The 16,566-nt window shown below is 44.1% G+C and carries 14 protein-coding genes; 4 read left to right on the top strand and 10 right to left on the bottom strand.

Features of this window, described 5'->3' with window-relative positions:
• Window positions 1-16 precede the first annotated feature (16 nt).
• On the bottom strand, window positions 17-2,296 hold the full coding sequence (gene metE, locus HOP38_RS05865) for a 5-methyltetrahydropteroyltriglutamate--homocysteine S-methyltransferase (RefSeq protein ID WP_198557654.1): 2,280 nt from the start codon (window positions 2,294-2,296) through the stop codon (window positions 17-19).
• 197 nt (window positions 2,297-2,493) lie between these two features.
• On the opposite strand from metE, the gene metR reads away from it, so the two are divergent.
• Window positions 2,494-3,405, top strand: a complete 912-nt coding sequence (gene metR / locus HOP38_RS05860) for an HTH-type transcriptional regulator MetR (protein ID WP_006071594.1) — start codon at window positions 2,494-2,496, stop codon at window positions 3,403-3,405.
• A gap of 75 nt (window positions 3,406-3,480) precedes the next feature.
• Here metR and HOP38_RS05855 read toward each other — a convergent pair whose 3' ends face one another.
• The 3 genes from HOP38_RS05855 to HOP38_RS05845 form a co-directional block, all read right to left on the bottom strand.
• On the bottom strand, window positions 3,481-4,977 hold the full coding sequence (locus HOP38_RS05855) for an ArnT family glycosyltransferase (RefSeq protein ID WP_198557653.1): 1,497 nt from the start codon (window positions 4,975-4,977) through the stop codon (window positions 3,481-3,483).
• A 341-nt stretch (window positions 4,978-5,318) separates the two neighbouring features.
• The gene (melB, locus tag HOP38_RS05850) at window positions 5,319-6,692 is read right to left on the bottom strand and encodes a melibiose:sodium transporter MelB (RefSeq protein WP_006071592.1); all 1,374 of its coding nucleotides are present in this window, start codon (window positions 6,690-6,692) and stop codon (window positions 5,319-5,321) included.
• A 278-nt stretch (window positions 6,693-6,970) separates the two neighbouring features.
• A complete protein-coding gene (locus HOP38_RS05845) occupies window positions 6,971-9,085 on the bottom strand; it encodes an alpha-galactosidase (RefSeq protein WP_198557652.1) in 2,115 nt (704 codons plus the stop codon).
• A gap of 319 nt (window positions 9,086-9,404) precedes the next feature.
• Here HOP38_RS05845 and HOP38_RS05840 point away from each other — a divergent pair, with 319 nt between their 5' ends.
• Entirely contained in the window at window positions 9,405-10,403 is a 999-nt protein-coding gene (locus tag HOP38_RS05840) for a substrate-binding domain-containing protein (RefSeq protein ID WP_198557651.1), read from the top strand.
• Between the two features lie 26 nt (window positions 10,404-10,429).
• On the opposite strand, the gene HOP38_RS05835 is transcribed toward HOP38_RS05840, so the two are convergent.
• Complete coding sequence (locus tag HOP38_RS05835; RefSeq protein WP_198557650.1) at window positions 10,430-10,960, bottom strand: GNAT family N-acetyltransferase; 531 nt, start codon at window positions 10,958-10,960, stop codon at window positions 10,430-10,432.
• 194 nt (window positions 10,961-11,154) lie between these two features.
• On the opposite strand from HOP38_RS05835, the gene HOP38_RS05830 reads away from it, so the two are divergent.
• Window positions 11,155-11,394 carry an RNA recognition motif domain-containing protein gene (locus HOP38_RS05830; protein ID WP_031495002.1) on the top strand — a complete coding sequence of 80 codons (240 nt, stop codon included), beginning with the start codon at window positions 11,155-11,157 and terminating at the stop codon, window positions 11,392-11,394.
• Between the two features lie 53 nt (window positions 11,395-11,447).
• On the opposite strand, the gene HOP38_RS05825 is transcribed toward HOP38_RS05830, so the two are convergent.
• Window positions 11,448-11,666: a VF530 family protein gene (locus tag HOP38_RS05825; RefSeq protein WP_006071586.1), complete on the bottom strand. Its 219-nt coding sequence runs from the start codon at window positions 11,664-11,666 to the stop codon at window positions 11,448-11,450.
• Between the two features lie 185 nt (window positions 11,667-11,851).
• Between HOP38_RS05825 and HOP38_RS05820 the strand changes: the two genes are divergently transcribed.
• Window positions 11,852-12,349: a peptidylprolyl isomerase gene (locus HOP38_RS05820; RefSeq protein ID WP_124940951.1), complete on the top strand. Its 498-nt coding sequence runs from the start codon at window positions 11,852-11,854 to the stop codon at window positions 12,347-12,349.
• Between the two features lie 87 nt (window positions 12,350-12,436).
• Here HOP38_RS05820 and HOP38_RS05815 read toward each other — a convergent pair whose 3' ends face one another.
• The 4 genes from HOP38_RS05815 to HOP38_RS05800 form a co-directional block, all read right to left on the bottom strand.
• Window positions 12,437-13,654 (bottom strand): phosphopentomutase, encoded by a 1,218-nt coding sequence (locus tag HOP38_RS05815; protein WP_198557649.1) that lies wholly within the window; start codon window positions 13,652-13,654, stop codon window positions 12,437-12,439.
• Window positions 13,647-14,786, bottom strand: a complete 1,140-nt coding sequence (locus HOP38_RS05810; protein WP_198557648.1) for a YhfX family PLP-dependent enzyme — start codon at window positions 14,784-14,786, stop codon at window positions 13,647-13,649. The genes HOP38_RS05815 and HOP38_RS05810 overlap by 8 nt, the downstream gene beginning before the upstream one ends.
• A 63-nt stretch (window positions 14,787-14,849) precedes the next feature.
• On the bottom strand, window positions 14,850-15,209 hold the full coding sequence (locus tag HOP38_RS05805; protein WP_006071582.1) for a hypothetical protein: 360 nt from the start codon (window positions 15,207-15,209) through the stop codon (window positions 14,850-14,852).
• Window positions 15,210-15,260: 51 nt separating this feature from the next.
• Window positions 15,261-16,565 (bottom strand): YhfT family protein, encoded by a 1,305-nt coding sequence (locus HOP38_RS05800; protein ID WP_006071581.1) that lies wholly within the window; start codon window positions 16,563-16,565, stop codon window positions 15,261-15,263.
• Between the last annotated feature and the right edge of the window lies 1 nt (window position 16,566).

Raw genomic sequence — 16,566 nt, 5'->3', positions numbered from 1 at the left:
TCTATTTTTCTACCGATTAACTTAGCTTTTTACGCAAGTTACTCGCAGCTTTCACCAAGTTGTTTAATGATGCTTCCGTTTCTTCCCAGTTACGTGTTTTTAAACCGCAGTCTGGGTTCACCCATAGTCTCTCTACAGGAATGCGCTCAGCCGCTTTCTCAATCAATTGCTCAATCCATTCAACGGTCGGGATGTTTGGAGAGTGAATATCGTAAACCCCCGGCCCAATCTCATTTGGATAGTTAAACTCTTCAAACGCATTTAGCAGTTCCATATTTGAACGAGAAGTTTCAATGGTAATCACGTCTGCATCTAACGCAGCCACAGATTCAATGATTTCATTGAACTCGCTGTAACACATATGAGTGTGTATTTGAGTTTCTGGTTTAGCACTTGCCGCGGACACTTTGAACGCTTTCACCGCCCACTCTAAATATGCTTTATGGTCACGCTGTTTTAACGGTAAACCCTCGCGAATTGCAGGTTCGTCAATCTGAATGATATTAATTCCAGCGTTCTGCAAATCATTAACTTCATCTTGAAGTGCTAATGCAAGCTGATTGGCTATCGTTTCTCGCGTCACATCCTCACGAGGGAACGTCCAGCATAAGATGGTCACAGGCCCCGTTAACATACCTTTCATTGGTTTTGAGGTTAACGACTGAGCATAGGTTGACCACTCGACTGTCATTGGCTTGTCACGTTCGATATCAGCAACCACGATGGCAGGTTTAACACAGCGCGATCCATAACTCTGTACCCAACCAAATTGAGTAGTTTGAAAGCCTGAAAGATTCTCTGCAAAATACTCCACCATATCATTACGTTCAGCTTCACCGTGCACCAAAACATCTAATCCGGTGGCTTCCTGTCGCTCTACCGTATCTTTGATAAACGCATGCATAGCAGTTTGATAACTTGGGAAATCAATGTCATTACGTTTGTACGCCGCACGTGTTTGTCGAACTTCAGAGGTTTGCGGGAACGAACCTATCGTCGTAGTTGGCAATAAAGGAAGCTTCAATACTTCTTTCTGATGATGGGCTCGCTCATCATAAGGTGCGCAGCGGTCACCGTTGGTATGGCCCAAAGCGGCAACACGCTTTTGAACCTCAGGCTTATTTACCCAAGTCGATAGCTCACGCTCTATAATGGGTTGACTGTATTGAGCACAATACTGTTTTGCATCTTCATCGCCATCTAATGCCTTAGCCAACCATTGCACTTCACTAACCTTCTGTTTGGCAAAAGAGAACCAGTTTTTTGTCCCTTCTGGAAGTTTGGTTTCCAGTTCTAAATCAACCGGACTGTGTAGCAAAGAGCATGAGGTGGCCACCCACAAGCGTTCACCAAGCTTTTCTTTTACTGGCTGCAATTGTTGGAGCTTACTGTGTAAATTTGCGCGCCATACATTTCGACCATTGATAGTACCGACAGATAACACCCAATCTTCTGGTAATTGATCAACCACGATATCTAGCTGTTCAGGAGCCGCAGCCACATCAATGTGCAGGCCATCAACACTTAGTTGCTTAATCACATCTAACGATTCAACAACCGAGTCAAAATAGGTTGTCAGTAGCACCTTCACATCACTTCTAATTACCTGATAAGCCAGCTTAAAACTACTTAGCCATGGCTTTGGAAGCTCAAGAGATAGTATTGGCTCATCAATTTGTACCCACTCTACACCCAGTTTTTCTAGCTTCGCTAAGATAGCTTGGTAGGCTGTCAAAAGACGTGGCAACAGCGTGAGTCTATCAAAACCGTCTTCGACTTCTTTACCAAGGTAAAGGTAACTCAAAGGGCCTAGAAGCACAGGTTTCACATTACTGCTGTTTTGCTGAGCTTCATTTATTTCATCAAATAACTGGGTCCAACTTACTTGAAAACTATCTTGAGAGGAAAACTCAGGAACAATGTAGTGATAGTTTGTGTTAAACCACTTCGTCATGTCTGACGCTGCTTCGCCACTGCAACCGCACTGAGCCTGTGACTGACCTCGCCCTACACGAAAAAGCGTATCAAGGTCAGGAAAGCCTTTAGCATGTCGCTTTGGCACATGGCCTAGTAGTAGGCTGGTACTAAGTACATGGTCATACCAAGCAAAATCACCCGCTGTCACGAAAGATAGTTCATTGTCGCGTTGCAGCGCCCAGTTATTCTGTTTGATGTTACTTGCAGTTTGCTTGAGAGCAGCTTGGTCGCTCTCCCCTTTCCAGTATTTTTCTAGAGCAAATTTGAGTTCGCGTTTTTCACCGATGCGTGGATAGCCAAGAATGTGCGTTACTGTCATGTTGATGTCCTTTATCTGAAGCAGTCTGGATGGCTAAACTATCCCCCAGCCAATAAATATGAACAATCTCAAATTATTCACATTGAATATGAAATTAATTCAACAACAGATAGAAAACACTTTTGGACGTCTAGATGTTTACACATCTTATAAATCACGTTAAGTTAATAGTTAAGGGAACAGGATGAGGGATATTCATGATAGAGCTAAAGCACTTAAAAACATTGGCATCGCTACGAGATACAGGATCACTAACTGCGACCGCCACATCGCTACACCTAACTCAGTCCGCCCTCTCTCATCAACTAAAGGACTTAGAAGCGCGTATCGGCTCACCGTTGTTTATTCGCAAGACACGCCCAGTTCGATTTACCTCAGAAGGTGAGATACTGCTCAACCTCGCGAACGAAATTCTTCCACGCATCGCGCAAGCAGAAGGTGATTTAGCGGGTCTCAAGGAAGACATCAACGGTCGTTTACACATGGCCATAGACTGTCATTCTTGCTTTCAGTGGCTGATGCCCGCTTTGAAAGAGTACCAACTCGCTTGGCCACATGTAGAGCTTGATTTTTCCTCTGGCTTTGGCTTTGAGCCTATTCCTGCTTTGGTTGCTGGAGAGCTAGATCTGGTGATTACCTCTGATATTCAGCCGCGATCTGAAATTCATTATGAACCCCTGTTCGATTTCGAGATGCGTTTAGTCACGTCCATCTCTCACCCATTAGCAGAAAAATCTGTAATTGAACCCGAAGATCTATCAGAGCAGACCTTATTGACGTATCCGGTTCAAAAGCAACGTCTTGATATAGTCAAACATTTCTTAACCCCAGCAGGGATAGAACCAAAGAAATGGAAGCAAGCTGACAACACCTTAATGTTGGTACAAATGGTTTCGGCGGGTTTAGGGGTCGCGGCTTTACCTAACTGGGCAGTGAGTGAGTTTTCTCGTCAAGGATTAATTACCAGCAAGCCACTGGGACAAGGGCTTTGGCGAAGACTCTTTGCTGCGGTGAGAAATGGAGAAAAGGATAAACACTATCTGCAGGCATTTTTCGGCACAGCAAGAACGCAATGTCAGCAACATCTGGAAGGTATCAAGATAGCTTAAGTTCTATTGTGATAGTCCAATTAAAAAGTAAGCCCTCCATAGTGGAGGGCTTACTTCGTTATAACGCAGTACTGCTTAAGAACGTGGACTCACGATTCCCAAACATACTGCTTGCTGTTTGTCCTGAGGAGACTCTTGATAAATCACTTCTTGCTGGATATCTGGTACAAACTGCGGCCATTCATTAGTAAAGCGAGCAAATACCCCTTCTTTACATCCTGCCCCCACATTACCCATCAACAACACACCTTGCTGCTCAATCGCCTCGGCTGTGATATGGCGGTTGTAAACATTGGGTAGCGTCTCATTGCTCCACCGATTCGTCATTTTTGGATGAGGTGCAATATAGAAGGTAAACCATTGAGAAAGCGGTGTTCCACCAACTAATGTCAACGGCTTCTCATTATGTTGATACCAAAACTGCTCTGCTTGGCTGCTTAACGTCTTAATCCCGCTAAAGTTCTGTCCCGCATTACGAACGTTAAAGAGCATCACCGAGGCATAGCCAGCAATCATAACCAATGCCATGACTGACAACACTTTAAATGGTCTCGATAGTTTACCTACCACATCTTTTGCTAGATAAGCGACCAACACAGCTGGCGCAGGCATGAAGAACGGGTGCAACCATTCTACAAGGCGATTACCTTTATGGAAGGTAAACCAAGCCATGATAAGTACCAGAGGAGCCAATAAAACAAACGTTGTTAACCATACTTTTTCAGGCACATCTTTAGTCAGTTTCAGCGCTCGTTTTCCCAGCAGCGCCGCTAACAAAACAAACGGATAGAATACCGACAACAGCGCTAACCAACTGCCAGGACTCAACTGCGCCGATACTTGACCACTCACCCACTTCACTGACGAGAAGTTGTTGGCGAACATCCAAAAGAAATTTGGCGTTACTAAAGCTAAAAATGCAACAATACCGGCATAGAAATACGGTTCTTTCCAAAAGCGACGCACGCTTGGCACCGTAAGGCTAAGTATAAATACCATCGCAACTGGTGCGAAGGTCGTGTATTTAGCCATTGCAGAGCAACCAGCTAACACACCAAACGGCAACCACCACTTCGCGTTTTCATAAACAGCTTTGACAAAAAACAATAAAATCCATGACCAAGAACCGAACAACAAATAGTTGTCGTTATATGGAATGGCTTCAAAGTTGATAACGCCTGATAAGTTCAGAGTTAGCAGCCCCAACCAAGCTAAGGCTATTGAGTCTGTGAGTTTGTAAGCGAGTCTGTAGCAACCCAGCATACCCAATGCGATAACAAAGAAGTGTCCTACGTACCAAAATGCTGACGCAAACTCTGTGGTATCTGAGACCAGTAAAATACGAGCAAAAAAGCCTACAAACCACGGATTGTTCGGACTTCCCCATTCACCATTACTGGCCCAGTTCAACGCTTCCACTGCGTCATAAGGTACGGTTGGATCTAGGTGATAAGACACCAAAGACCAAGCGACGGCATAGAAAAAACACCACATAAATGCAAAGCGATGCGAACGCTGCACATCTGTTGAACTCGTGGATGCTCGGTCAAAACTGAGAATAGTTGAAAACATTGGCTAAAAAGGGCTCCCCTAAAAAGTCAAAATAGAAGGTTTTGGCGATAGACTTTACTCACTTGAAGTGCATCACAAAATGGCTTCAAGTCATTTTTCTGTAAATATCTTAGTTATTAATAAGTTATATAAATTAATGATACTTATAATATGAATAGTCTATATGGATAGATAGTCAAGAGCTGTAATGAAATGTCAGCATCGAAGGGACAGAAGAGTACCTTCAGATCGGAAGAGTAAAACGAGAAGTGACTGATTCTATTTATGAATCACACCATTCAATACATTCTGTACAAACTGCATTAAACCGTGTGATTCATAATAATTAGAGAGATGTTGAATTATTGCGCGTTAACCGTTTGAGGTTCCACCTGTTCGATGTGCTTAACCGCACTCTCAGAAAACCCGTCGTGCAGATGATAATAGCGTTTATAAACAATGCCACTAATCGCCATTAAGATTGCAGGTAAGCCCACCATCATGAACTCAATGCCAAAAATTGTATCCGCAGTTTGTTCTACGTTCGGTACATAGCCGACTAATGACAGCCCCACACCAACGATGAAGCCACCAGCTGCACCCGCGAATTTTACCAACATGGTTTGAACTGAGAAAATAACGCTCTCGCTGCGACGACCAGTTTTATATTCACCATAGTCCACAACATCAGCAAGCATTACTGTTTGTAGTGCATTCGCAATACCGATACCAAATTTGATAGCTGCACCTGATAGACCGATAAGCACCACGTTACCCGGAGCCAAGCCACTCATCGCAAGTAACAGGCCACATGAGAGTATCGGGAAACCACAGGCGATAAACCACAAGTTCTTTCTAGGCAACTTAGCAGCAATGCGTGGGAACAAGAAAACACCCGCGACTTCCGCAGCACCAGCAACCATCATATAGATTGGGAAAAGTTCAGGATTTCCTAGCGCATAAGAAAAGTAGTAGATAGCAAATCCGCCCACTAACAAGTTAGCGATTTGGAAAGATAATACCGTGCCAATCAGTGCTTTTAGTTGGTCATTTTGACCAATAATTACCATGACATCTTTGAAATTAAACTTCTCCGCTGCATTTGCTTTGATGTTGGTATCTTCTTTTACGTTGCGAGCTACCAAGAAAGCACTTAACACAAATAGAATCGCGATTAGGATTGATAGATTGAAGAAACCGTCTCCTTGATTACCGTCTCCTAACGTACCAACAATATGCAAGCCGTAAGTACCGATGATAAACCATGCCAAGCTAGCGAATAGACGAGGCCATACGACCAACTTCTCTCGTTCTTGTCTAGAGCTAGACAGCGCTGGAATCATTGACCAATAAGGAATATCCATAATGGTATAGGTCAGTCCCCATAAGATGTACGCTGCCGCAGCATAGACATATAAGGTTGTACCCTCAAACATATGAGTACTAAACAACGCAATCAGCACAACCGCATTTAGAATCGTCCCAACAACAATCCACGGACGAAACTTACCCATTTTTGAACGAGTGTTGTCAACGATCACGCCCATAAGAGGGTCAGTCACAGCATCGAAAATTCGGGCCACAAGGAAGATTGAACCGACAAACGCAGCGGACAATCCTGCGACGTCTGTAAAGTAGAACATAAGGAAGATGTAGATAGGCGCACAGGCAAAGTCTTTACCTAAAGCACCTAGGCCATATGAGAGTTTGGTTTTAAGAGTCAGTTGTTCAGACATAGGTTACACTTAGTTTCTTTAATTTATTGGTCTGAGCGCAATCCTACTGACAGAAGCGTCGCCTTTCTGTGATCCATAACCACAACTGGAAACGTTTACACTGGCATATTTAAAAATGAGATCTAAAACAGTAAAAAATAACAATATGTAAATTAAATGTGATCAAATACATCTATTACTAGTTTTAAGGAGTGAAAATAATCCGGAAACGATTACAACCAAACCAATAAAAAAGGCTGCAAGATAAAGTCATGCAGCCTTATTGCAATCAGTACAGTTTAGAGTCGCTGTAACACCACTAGAACCGCAGATTCTGAGTCTAGTATCGGCATCGTCAGCCCAATCTCTTCGCACCATTCTCCGGTTAACTCACATCCTTCTTCCATCCAAGGCGGTTGGTAGTTAACGATGTCATCAAACAAAGCAGGTTTATCAATCACGGAAACTTTGTACCTTGCTTTAGGATCCAATCCTGGTATCCGTAGATGCCCACTTAACGAATTCGTTGGCATGGCCAACTGAGCGATCTGGATAACCGCTTGAGACTGGTCCTTGGCAATAACAGCTGAGATCTGATGAGCGTTATCATCGGTTTCAAGACGCCATGAATTCCCGCTGTGTAGCAACGATCGCAATGATTTATGCAACTTGATGTAGCGCTCAAATCCTTGCTTTTCAATGTCACTTTCTTTGACTGGATCAAGTTCGATTCCCATATGACCGAACAAGGCGGTGAGGCCCCTAAATTCAATAGAGTGACGGCGTCTGGTACTATGGCAATGGCTCGCTCCGATATGGCTCCCCATGACTTCCGGTGGGAAGAAATAGCTCATACCTCGTTGTATAGACTGTCGCTCCAGCGCATCATTATTATCTGATGCCCAGAAGCGATGGGTACGCTTCAACACTTCAAAATCGATTCTCCCACCACCTGCTGCACACGATTCAATTTCTACGTTAGGATGTTTTTCTCGCACTTTATCAACCAGCTGATAATAGCGAACCACTTGTTGATGACCGGCCGCTTTACCTCTGTGTCCGGGTTGCACCACTTCACGATTCATATCCCACTTGATATAGCCGATATTGTATGTGGATAGGAAATAATCCAAGCGCTCAAACAAGAATTCAAACGCTGCATCATTTTGAAGATCGATGACATATTGGTTGCGCCCAGTAGGCTGTTGATAGCCATCAACTGCCAGCAGCCAGTCAGGGTGACTACGATAAAGATCAGAATTCTTGTTGATCATTTCCGGCTCAAACCATAAGCCAAACTCCATTCCGAGACTGTTTACATGCTCAACAACAGGCTGCAAACCTTTAGGATATTTCGATTCATCTAAAAACCAATCCCCTAACGCAGCCTTGTCACCATCGCGGCCCTTAAACCACCCGTCGTCGATAATAAAGCGCTCAACACCCATCTGTGCTGCTTGTGTCGCCATAGACATAATGTAGTCAGGATCGTGATCGAAATAGATACCTTCCCATGTATTTAGGTGAATTGGACGAGGTTTATTCACAAACTCAGAAGGCAAAATTGAGTGACGGACGTGTTCATGGAATTGCTGGCTCATGCCATTCAACCCTTTATCGCTGTAACTGGCATACAGCCAAGGAGTAGTTAGACTTTCACCTTGTTCAAGAGTCACTTCCCCAGGCAGGTAGATAACTTCAGCCTGAGCATAACGGCGGCCATCAGCTTTCACATCAACTCTTAACCTGTGGTTCCCACTCCACGCAAAATGGAAACCCCACACATCACCAGACATTTCATCAAAATGGCTGGTACCCGCAATAATTGCTGGATAATGCTCATGAGAGGTCCGCCCACGACGGTTCTCTTGTTGGAAGCCTCCTTGCAATAATGGCTGGCGTACCGTTTGGAATTCATGGACCCAGCGCCCGAAGAAGCTCATCAACTCTTTGGCTCGTTCTGGCAACATCAAAGTATTGGCTAATCGGTTTACTTGATACGCACCCGCCTTGTTATTCGTGAGTGTATGGCGAACCTTAACCACATCGTACTTATCCAGATGCAGTTCACTGGTTAACGTTAGCCCCGCCGATGCATCTTCACTGACCAAAGTAAGCTGACCACCTTTGTGGAGTGTCTCTGAAATGGTAAAAACCGGAGCCCAATCTAAGCCATTGCGGTGTCCTTCTATCGCCGGACTGCTAAATAACCCGCGAGCTAATTCCGGAGTTAAAGACATAGCAATATCATCATCCAAGCGCCCATAAGGAACTGGACGATGCAACGCCAACCGTGATTGAGGGTGAGATACATCGATGTTCTTACCCCAGTGCAAAATCTCGGCTAACTCCCCGACTTCAAGAAGCATCTGTGTGCTGGTGCCCTTAAGTTCAATCAGCGTTTTATTTATCATTCACTCTAACCTCAGAAACGATTTGCTCTACATAATAGCTTCAAATCATAGAAATTCTGTGAGGCACTGCATAATCATGGAAACGTTTACAATTATAGTATGTTCAAAGCTCGTTTTCTGAGCGTAGGAGGATAAAGCGACGAAACGTAAAATTGTGTTCAAACAAGACGGTCAGATAGAGTTAAACTTTATTCACAGTGACATTTTTGGAAACGATTACTCTAATCGTTAAAAATGGGGGTTCACGCACACTAATAGCGTTTGTCATATTTGCTTAAGCATTGTTTAATAAAATGATTAATAAGATGTAGAGAGCGTCATGGCCACAATCAAAGAAGTCGCAAAAGAAGCTGGCGTTTCAATCGCGACCACATCCAGAGTCATAAACAACGCGCCCCACACCAGTGAGGCCGCTATCGTTGCAGTTCAAGCTGCTATGAAAAAACTTGGCTATCGACCAAATGCAAACGCGCGCGCGCTGGTTAGCAAATCGTCCAATACTGTAGGGATTCTGGTACACGACGTATCTGCTCCGTTCTTTGGGGCTATGGTTAAAGCCATAGATACTATTGCTGCAGAACAAGGCAAACAAATTCTTATTGGTAGCGGATACCACGATCCAGTCAAAGAGCGAAATGCCATCAACCTGCTCATTAGCAGTCGCTGTGAGTCACTTGTCATCCACAGTAAAGGACTGTCAGATGAAGAGCTCACCGAACTGGCCGACGAAATACCCGGAATGATGCTCATTAATCGCTCTGTTCCGGCAATCGCAGATCGCTGCATTGCACTCGATAATTTCAAAGGTTCGTATTTGGCCACTGAGTTTTTGATTAAAAACGGCCACGAGAAAATAGGTTATATCGCCTCCAGCCACGACATCGATGATGCTCATGATCGTAGAGATGGTTACCTAGCGGCACTCAAAGATCACAACATCGAACCCAATGAAGAATTTGTTGAGTATGGTGAACCGGATGAGATTGGCGGTGAACAGGCCATGGTGAACCTACTCGCCAAGAATCTATCGATTACAGCCGTTGCTACTTATAACGATGATATGGCGGCAGGCTGCTTAGCATTAATCCAAGAAAATGGTATTCGAATTCCGGAAGATATGTCGGTTATTGGATTCGATGATGGATTGATCGCTCGTTTTATCTACCCTCGACTGACAACTATTCGTTACCCAATTCAGGTGATGGCTAAACAAGCTGTATTAGAAGCATTGCAAAGAGCCAGCGGGAAAGACGTTGAAAGAGCACAAAACCTTTTTGCGCCAATATTAGTAAAACGCTCTTCGGTAAGCAGAAGATAACTAGAGTTAGCTCGGTGCTGCGCGACTCAAGAGCGCAGCAATCCGTAGACAGCGTGGTCAACAACCCTACCATTTAAGTTCTCGTTGCGCGTAATTATCCCTTCCAGCGAGAAGCCCAAACGCTCCGCCACATTTCTACTAGCCGAATTTTCCGTCGCAGCACACAGCTGAACCTTCTCCATACCAAGCTCGTTAAATGCATAATCGATAAGCTTACCGACGCTGCGCGTTACAATCCCGTTACCTTGTGCCTTTGATGACAGCCAGTAACCTAACTCCACCTTCTTTAGCGACAGGTTGATAGCGTTAAAACTAATGTTTCCTACCAACTCGCTACGATAGATCATGGCACACACCAAAGATTTACCATCCGCGTAATCGTGCAGTGACTGGCTAATAAATCGCTGGAAAAAAGCTTCTGAGTCGGCATGAGGTGGCCACGCTAACCATTGCGCTAAGTAGTCACGTTGCTCGTTAACAATCTCCAGATACTGTCTTGCAAAAGAAGGTTGTACCAACGCAAGCTCAATTTCGTTATCAACTTTTAGAGTGAACACCACAAGTCTCCCTTCAAGGTCTAACTAACAGATTAATCAGAATCTTTTCTTTTAGTCGTGGTCTAGTTATACCTGATTAATGAGATTTCACAATTATCAGATTTTTGCGCGACTGATATTTCCACAGAATCACTTGGTTTACACCGCATAACCTGAGACAATCCGCCGGTAATTCTTATATCAAATGGCTCATTATGAAAATCTTAGTTCGAAACCTTGACCGTGACACAATTGAACACGACGTACGAAAACTGTTTCTAGGCTACGGCCGCGTTGTTGAATGTACACTGGTGTTGGATAAGGAAACGGGTAAGTCCAAAGGCTTTGCGTTCGTAGATATGCCAAACGAAGATGAAGCGAAAGTGGCGATCAAAGAACTGAACCTTACCATGTTCAATGGCAGCAAGATTCGCGTGAAATTTGCAGGTCACTAATGTGCAGGTCACCAAGACCAATAAGGCCAGTCTATGACTGGCCTTAACATTTTCTAGCAAAACGTTTCAATATACAGACGCTCTACTTTGTCTCTTGCCCATTGCGTTTTACGTAGAAACTTGAGCGATGATTTAATAGAAGGGTCATTCGCAAAACAGTTCACTCGAATGATATCGTGTAACCCAGACCACCCGTAATGTTCCACCAATTGAGTAAGAATTTTCTCTAGCTTTAGGCCATGTAACGGGTTGTTTGGTTGTTCAGTGCTCATTAAAAGTTCCAAATAGTGTGTGGGTGGAATGCGGCGCTATTTCATCATAGGCTCTAACCAGAAAGCAATCGCATTTACTGTTGTCGCTCAATACATCGTCTTATGTCACTACTAGACTCAGTATTACAGCTACATTATCAATAGCAAACTTCTTACTTTTTAGAATGAAAACGCAGGACTTAACCATGACTACTATTACTTTGGAAACGAACGTCGGCAATATCGACATTGAGCTCAATATCGAAAAAGCCCCTGTTAGTGCCAAAAATTTTCTTAAATATTGCCAAGAAGGTTTTTACCAAGGAACAGTATTTCATCGTGTCATTGACGGGTTCATGATACAAGCTGGCGGTTACAACCAAAATCTCGAAGAAAAGCCGGGGCGCGCACCTATCGTCAACGAGGCCAATCGAGGACTTAAAAATGTGACAGGATCTATAGCGATGGCTCGTACCGAAGCTCCTCATTCTGCAACATCGGAATTTTTCATTAATTTAGCCGACAACGACTTCCTTAATCACACTGCCACCACAAACCGTGGCTGGGGCTATTCAGTTTTCGGCAAAGTGACCGCTGGCATGGATGTGGTCAACGCCATTGGAAAAGTAGCAACGCATTCCTACAAAGGGCATGATGACGTACCTTGTAAGTCAATTATAATTACTGATGTAGTAGTGAAATAACTACTGACGATTCAGTTTTTTTTGAATGGAAAGATTACTAGAGCGCCAACCAGTTTCAGCTCTCTAGCACACTTCATCTATACCACTTCAATCAAACGGCTTAAGCAATTCAATAAACGATTCTCCGCTCTCGGGTAAATCTGCCCCGAAATACTCCGCGACACTCGCCCCTATGTCGGCGAGCGTCGCACGCTCACTCAAACACGCGCCATTGATGCCGTTTTTATGAAGCAATAACGGCACTTTTTCCCTAGTGTGTTGCCCATGACCAATATAAGGGTCATTCCCGTGGTCGGCCGTGACCACCAAAACATCCTCATCGTTCATCAATTGCATAATTTTAGCGATTCCAACGTCGCTTTTTTCCAACACTTTCCAATATAAATCTGGATCTTGTCGATGCCCTGACAAATCGGTTTCCTGTACATTGATACAAATAAACCCATGTTTTCGCTTATCAACTTCCTGATAAGCAATAGATAAGATCTGCTCCGTATCCACTAATCCTTTGAAACTCACACCATGGTTGTTTTCTACAATGTCGGCCACCTTACCAACCAAAACAGTTTCACAATCAACATTGGCGAGTAAATGGGGAACTTGCACTAAATGGTTAACCCCGTACCCTAAGTGAGCGACCTGAAACCCTCTTTCATACACTTTAGATTTAGGTGCATTAACTCCAACGCACTCTCCACGGACTTCTATCGAATTAATAAGCTGTTCGGTCGCATCAAGTCGCCCTCCAAATACAATGTTTCTTGCTACATCATTATTTGCACGAACAATTCGACCGATATTCAATAAACTATCAAATTCAATACGATTTAAATCCGCAGCAACGTTATACACCTCACCTAATTCAGCTTCCAGATTGTCGCCAATCACTACAGATTGCTCGACCAAAAGTACAGCAAGCTCTCCTCTCTTTACCCGCTCAACGAAATACCCAGCCTCTTCAAGGGACTCTTGAATCGTATCAATGGAGTTATGAAATGGATTTACCCTTGGTAATTTAGGTAGCGCTCCCATAAGCTCTTGATGTCCAGCAAATGTGTCGCATCCTTGGTGTCGCAGTTTGATGGTACCGGTGTTGGCGTTAGGGTTTTGTCTAAGGCGCGATACGTTGCAATCAACAACATTATTAAGTCCCAATAACGCTAGAGTTGGTAAATCTCGATTGGGATAAGAGGCCAGTAGTTTGTATGCGGTATTCGCTCCAATATCTTTGGTTCGGCTTTCATAGACATCATCCATGGCACCAACACCGAATCCGTCCAAGACAATAACGATAAATCTACCCATCTATCGCCCCTCCCAATGAATCATAGCGCCCGATAACCCTTGGGTTCCCAGATTGAATACCATCAACTAAAACCACATCGGAACGAGTGACAAAGACCTGAGTTCGAAATGCCATGATTATCGGTGTACCTATTTTATGGATCCCAGATACTTTTAGGTGATAATCGATAGCGTTCACATCCTCATTGCTAACAGGGAACACCGAACCATCAATCAATGCATGTTCAAGTTGACCACGACGGTAGTAACCACCGCCATAACAATACGATGCACCTTGAAACTGATGAGAAATCTCTGATAAATACAGCATCGCAACTTTTTCAGGCTGACTGCCATCAATGTTAGCTGGGAATGTACCAGTCAAAGCATGACCCGGTTCACCATGAGTTCCCCCTAGCCGTTTAATCATGGTTAAAGTGTTAAAACATGTCGCTGAAGGCATATTGACTTGGTGAGGCCCCCCCTCCTCTGGCCAATGTTCGATGACTTGATGCAGCGTGTCGACATTCTCTGTTGCGGCAAGCTGCTCACCATCAAACAAAAAGCAAGGGAAATGAGTCACTCCTTCTAGGCGAATTCCCTTCATTTGACCAAGTGCCTCTAACACAGAGTCGAGTTCAGCAATCGGAAATCCTGCCTCTTGGTTGACATAAAGCCTGTCCTCGTCACCATAAAACTTCACTAGCACAGGTTGCACTCTGCCGCACTTGCACGCTGCATCTGAGATTTGACGTGCTTTATCTAGCGAATAGACGGTCATAACTTCTGGCTTCATCTCTGCCACGATTTGTTCCACCATAGCCGTCGGAGGCTGGACTAAATGACCCACGTGTTGAACCTGGACTCCCGCTAAATGCAGAGCTCGCGCTTCTTTGAAATCCACAGCAACAATACCGTCATAGCCTAATTCGAGAAGAAGCTGCGCTAAATATGGGTTACGCCCAAATTGTTTGGTCATGCCATACAGCTTTAACCCAAGGTCGCTAGCACGCTGCCTTATGACTTTGGCGTTTGCTGTAAATTGTTCGACATCAATGACGTACGAATCCGGTAACAGGTTCCCCTGCTCATAAAGAGCAAGGGTAGCCTGAATCAGTGCGTCGTTTTGATGTTGCAAAGCATTTAAATACATATACTTTTCAATCCACTCAATTTATTTTCATTTTTTTGAAGATTAATTTCCAAAAAAATCCAGTTACGACACACTCAGTTTGATTGCGTACAGATTGCTCAAAAGAAAACTGATTTCCGTCTCAGGCATCTCTGGTACGCCAGACGCCGAACATAACTGATTGTTCATACTGACAATGTCTGAAAATACGTCGTCATCTTGCATTTCTTTTAGAATCTCAGAGTCCAAGCCTTCTACAATAGGATTGCTTTGTAGTACTCGATCAATAGCACGTGCAAAATGAGTCATCGCCATCTGAAATTGTTCTGAATCCTCTTTCACATTCCATTCAATCATCAAGATTCCGACAGCCCTCATGGTCGCATCAAACGCGATTTGACTGATTACGTTATGCTCCAAAAGAAGAGACATTCGTTGTTTCATAATTTCTCCAAATCTCTGTACAGATAGGTATGAAAAAAGCTGTACACGTAATTATGCAGGAACAAAAAGCCCAAAGACGTAAAGTAGGTTTAACACCACACCGGTAAGTATTGCCGCTACTGCAGGCGCTGCAATTTTCAAAATTGGACGACCCATTACTTCGTTCAAGTAATACAACATTGCAAAGATCGTGAACCCGGTCGTGCTACCCATTTTCATCACTGCAAGCACACCCCCAATAAGCAAAGCAAATTCCATTAGCGTGTTCATGCTATTACGAATATTGTCTGAAGCATTTCGAATTGAAGGGAACTGCTCTAAGAAGCGACCAATACCACGAAGCAAGAAAATCTCGATGCAAATTGTAATCGCGCCAAGTACTGCTGCCACAGGTACATTTGGTGAGAGATAACCCACTACAAACACAAACGTAAAGCCAACAACGCCATAAACCCCAGTAGCAAGTGCCGTAGTGGCAATCAGTGGAATAAAGCCTAAACCACGCATCATTTCAGACAAAGCGACTTGGTTTAATGCTTCTTTTTGAGCAACAGGGTCTTCTATTTTGTAGGCATCTGCTAACGAGTAAATAGAGACTTCTGAACCCGCAAAGATCCCCGACGCAGCGGCGGCGGCTATCAGTGCACCGACAACAGCTAAGTAAGGCATGTTCTTGAAAATTCGCTTAGTTCGCTCTTCAAACAAGCTTCGCATACCACTCATATCTGGAGGGGTAATACCGTTCGCTTTATCTTGAACATCTTTACGAATCGCTATAGCCACAAGCATCACCATACCAACAAAGATCTGAATCGACTCAGGATAGATACCCGTAAACTTCATAACAAACAGTCGTGATAGAAGTATCACAACACCTGCAACAGCCCCTGCTTTCCATCCAAACTGGTAGAAAATAGCTAACAGTGGGAATAACGCAAACGCCGACATAACAGGTGTACCCAACTCACCCAAAGCACCCAGCGCATCAATTGGAAGACCTGTCAGAACCGCATTAACACCAGCCAGACTGGTAACCACTAATACGCCCCAAATGCCGCCCCCAAGCACCGCCATAATGCGGCTCGTTGCCATAACACCTATGATGTCCGTCGGTAAGAAAAGCAGCCACGGGTTAAGAAGGCCTGTCGATAAGGTAAAAGAAATACCCACAGACGCGACAAAACCGATAGACAAGCCAAAAGCAACGGAACCAGCATCTCGGCGTGTCATGTTGCCTTCAATCAACTGCGGCAATATGGGTCGTATCCCGTCGTGAAATACGGCGGCCGACATATGTGCGACTAAAGCAGTCATTGCACACAAGGTCGCAATTAGAGCAATGTTGGTGATATCCATA

It is taken from the genome of Vibrio mediterranei (assembly GCF_013364395.1).
In the GTDB taxonomy this organism is placed as follows: domain Bacteria; phylum Pseudomonadota; class Gammaproteobacteria; order Enterobacterales; family Vibrionaceae; genus Vibrio; species Vibrio mediterranei.
Note: the sequence above shows the minus strand (reverse complement) of the source record. Positions and strands in the feature narration are given on the sequence as shown.

What these genes read in the sequence shown, in the direction of transcription:
- metE (WP_198557654.1), bottom strand. Translation starts at nt 2,296, where the DNA reads ATGACAGTAACGCACATTCTTGGCTATCCACGCATCGGTGAAAAACGC.
- metR (WP_006071594.1), top strand. Translation starts at nt 2,494, where the DNA reads ATGATAGAGCTAAAGCACTTAAAAACATTGGCATCGCTACGAGATACA.
- HOP38_RS05855 (WP_198557653.1), bottom strand. Translation starts at nt 4,977, where the DNA reads ATGTTTTCAACTATTCTCAGTTTTGACCGAGCATCCACGAGTTCAACA.
- melB (WP_006071592.1), bottom strand. Translation starts at nt 6,692, where the DNA reads ATGTCTGAACAACTGACTCTTAAAACCAAACTCTCATATGGCCTAGGT.
- HOP38_RS05845 (WP_198557652.1), bottom strand. Translation starts at nt 9,085, where the DNA reads ATGATAAATAAAACGCTGATTGAACTTAAGGGCACCAGCACACAGATG.
- HOP38_RS05840 (WP_198557651.1), top strand. Translation starts at nt 9,405, where the DNA reads ATGGCCACAATCAAAGAAGTCGCAAAAGAAGCTGGCGTTTCAATCGCG.
- HOP38_RS05830 (WP_031495002.1), top strand. Translation starts at nt 11,155, where the DNA reads ATGAAAATCTTAGTTCGAAACCTTGACCGTGACACAATTGAACACGAC.
- HOP38_RS05825 (WP_006071586.1), bottom strand. Translation starts at nt 11,666, where the DNA reads ATGAGCACTGAACAACCAAACAACCCGTTACATGGCCTAAAGCTAGAG.
- HOP38_RS05820 (WP_124940951.1), top strand. Translation starts at nt 11,852, where the DNA reads ATGACTACTATTACTTTGGAAACGAACGTCGGCAATATCGACATTGAG.
- HOP38_RS05815 (WP_198557649.1), bottom strand. Translation starts at nt 13,654, where the DNA reads ATGGGTAGATTTATCGTTATTGTCTTGGACGGATTCGGTGTTGGTGCC.
- HOP38_RS05810 (WP_198557648.1), bottom strand. Translation starts at nt 14,786, where the DNA reads ATGTATTTAAATGCTTTGCAACATCAAAACGACGCACTGATTCAGGCT.
- HOP38_RS05805 (WP_006071582.1), bottom strand. Translation starts at nt 15,209, where the DNA reads ATGAAACAACGAATGTCTCTTCTTTTGGAGCATAACGTAATCAGTCAA.
- HOP38_RS05800 (WP_006071581.1), bottom strand. Translation starts at nt 16,565, where the DNA reads ATGGATATCACCAACATTGCTCTAATTGCGACCTTGTGTGCAATGACT.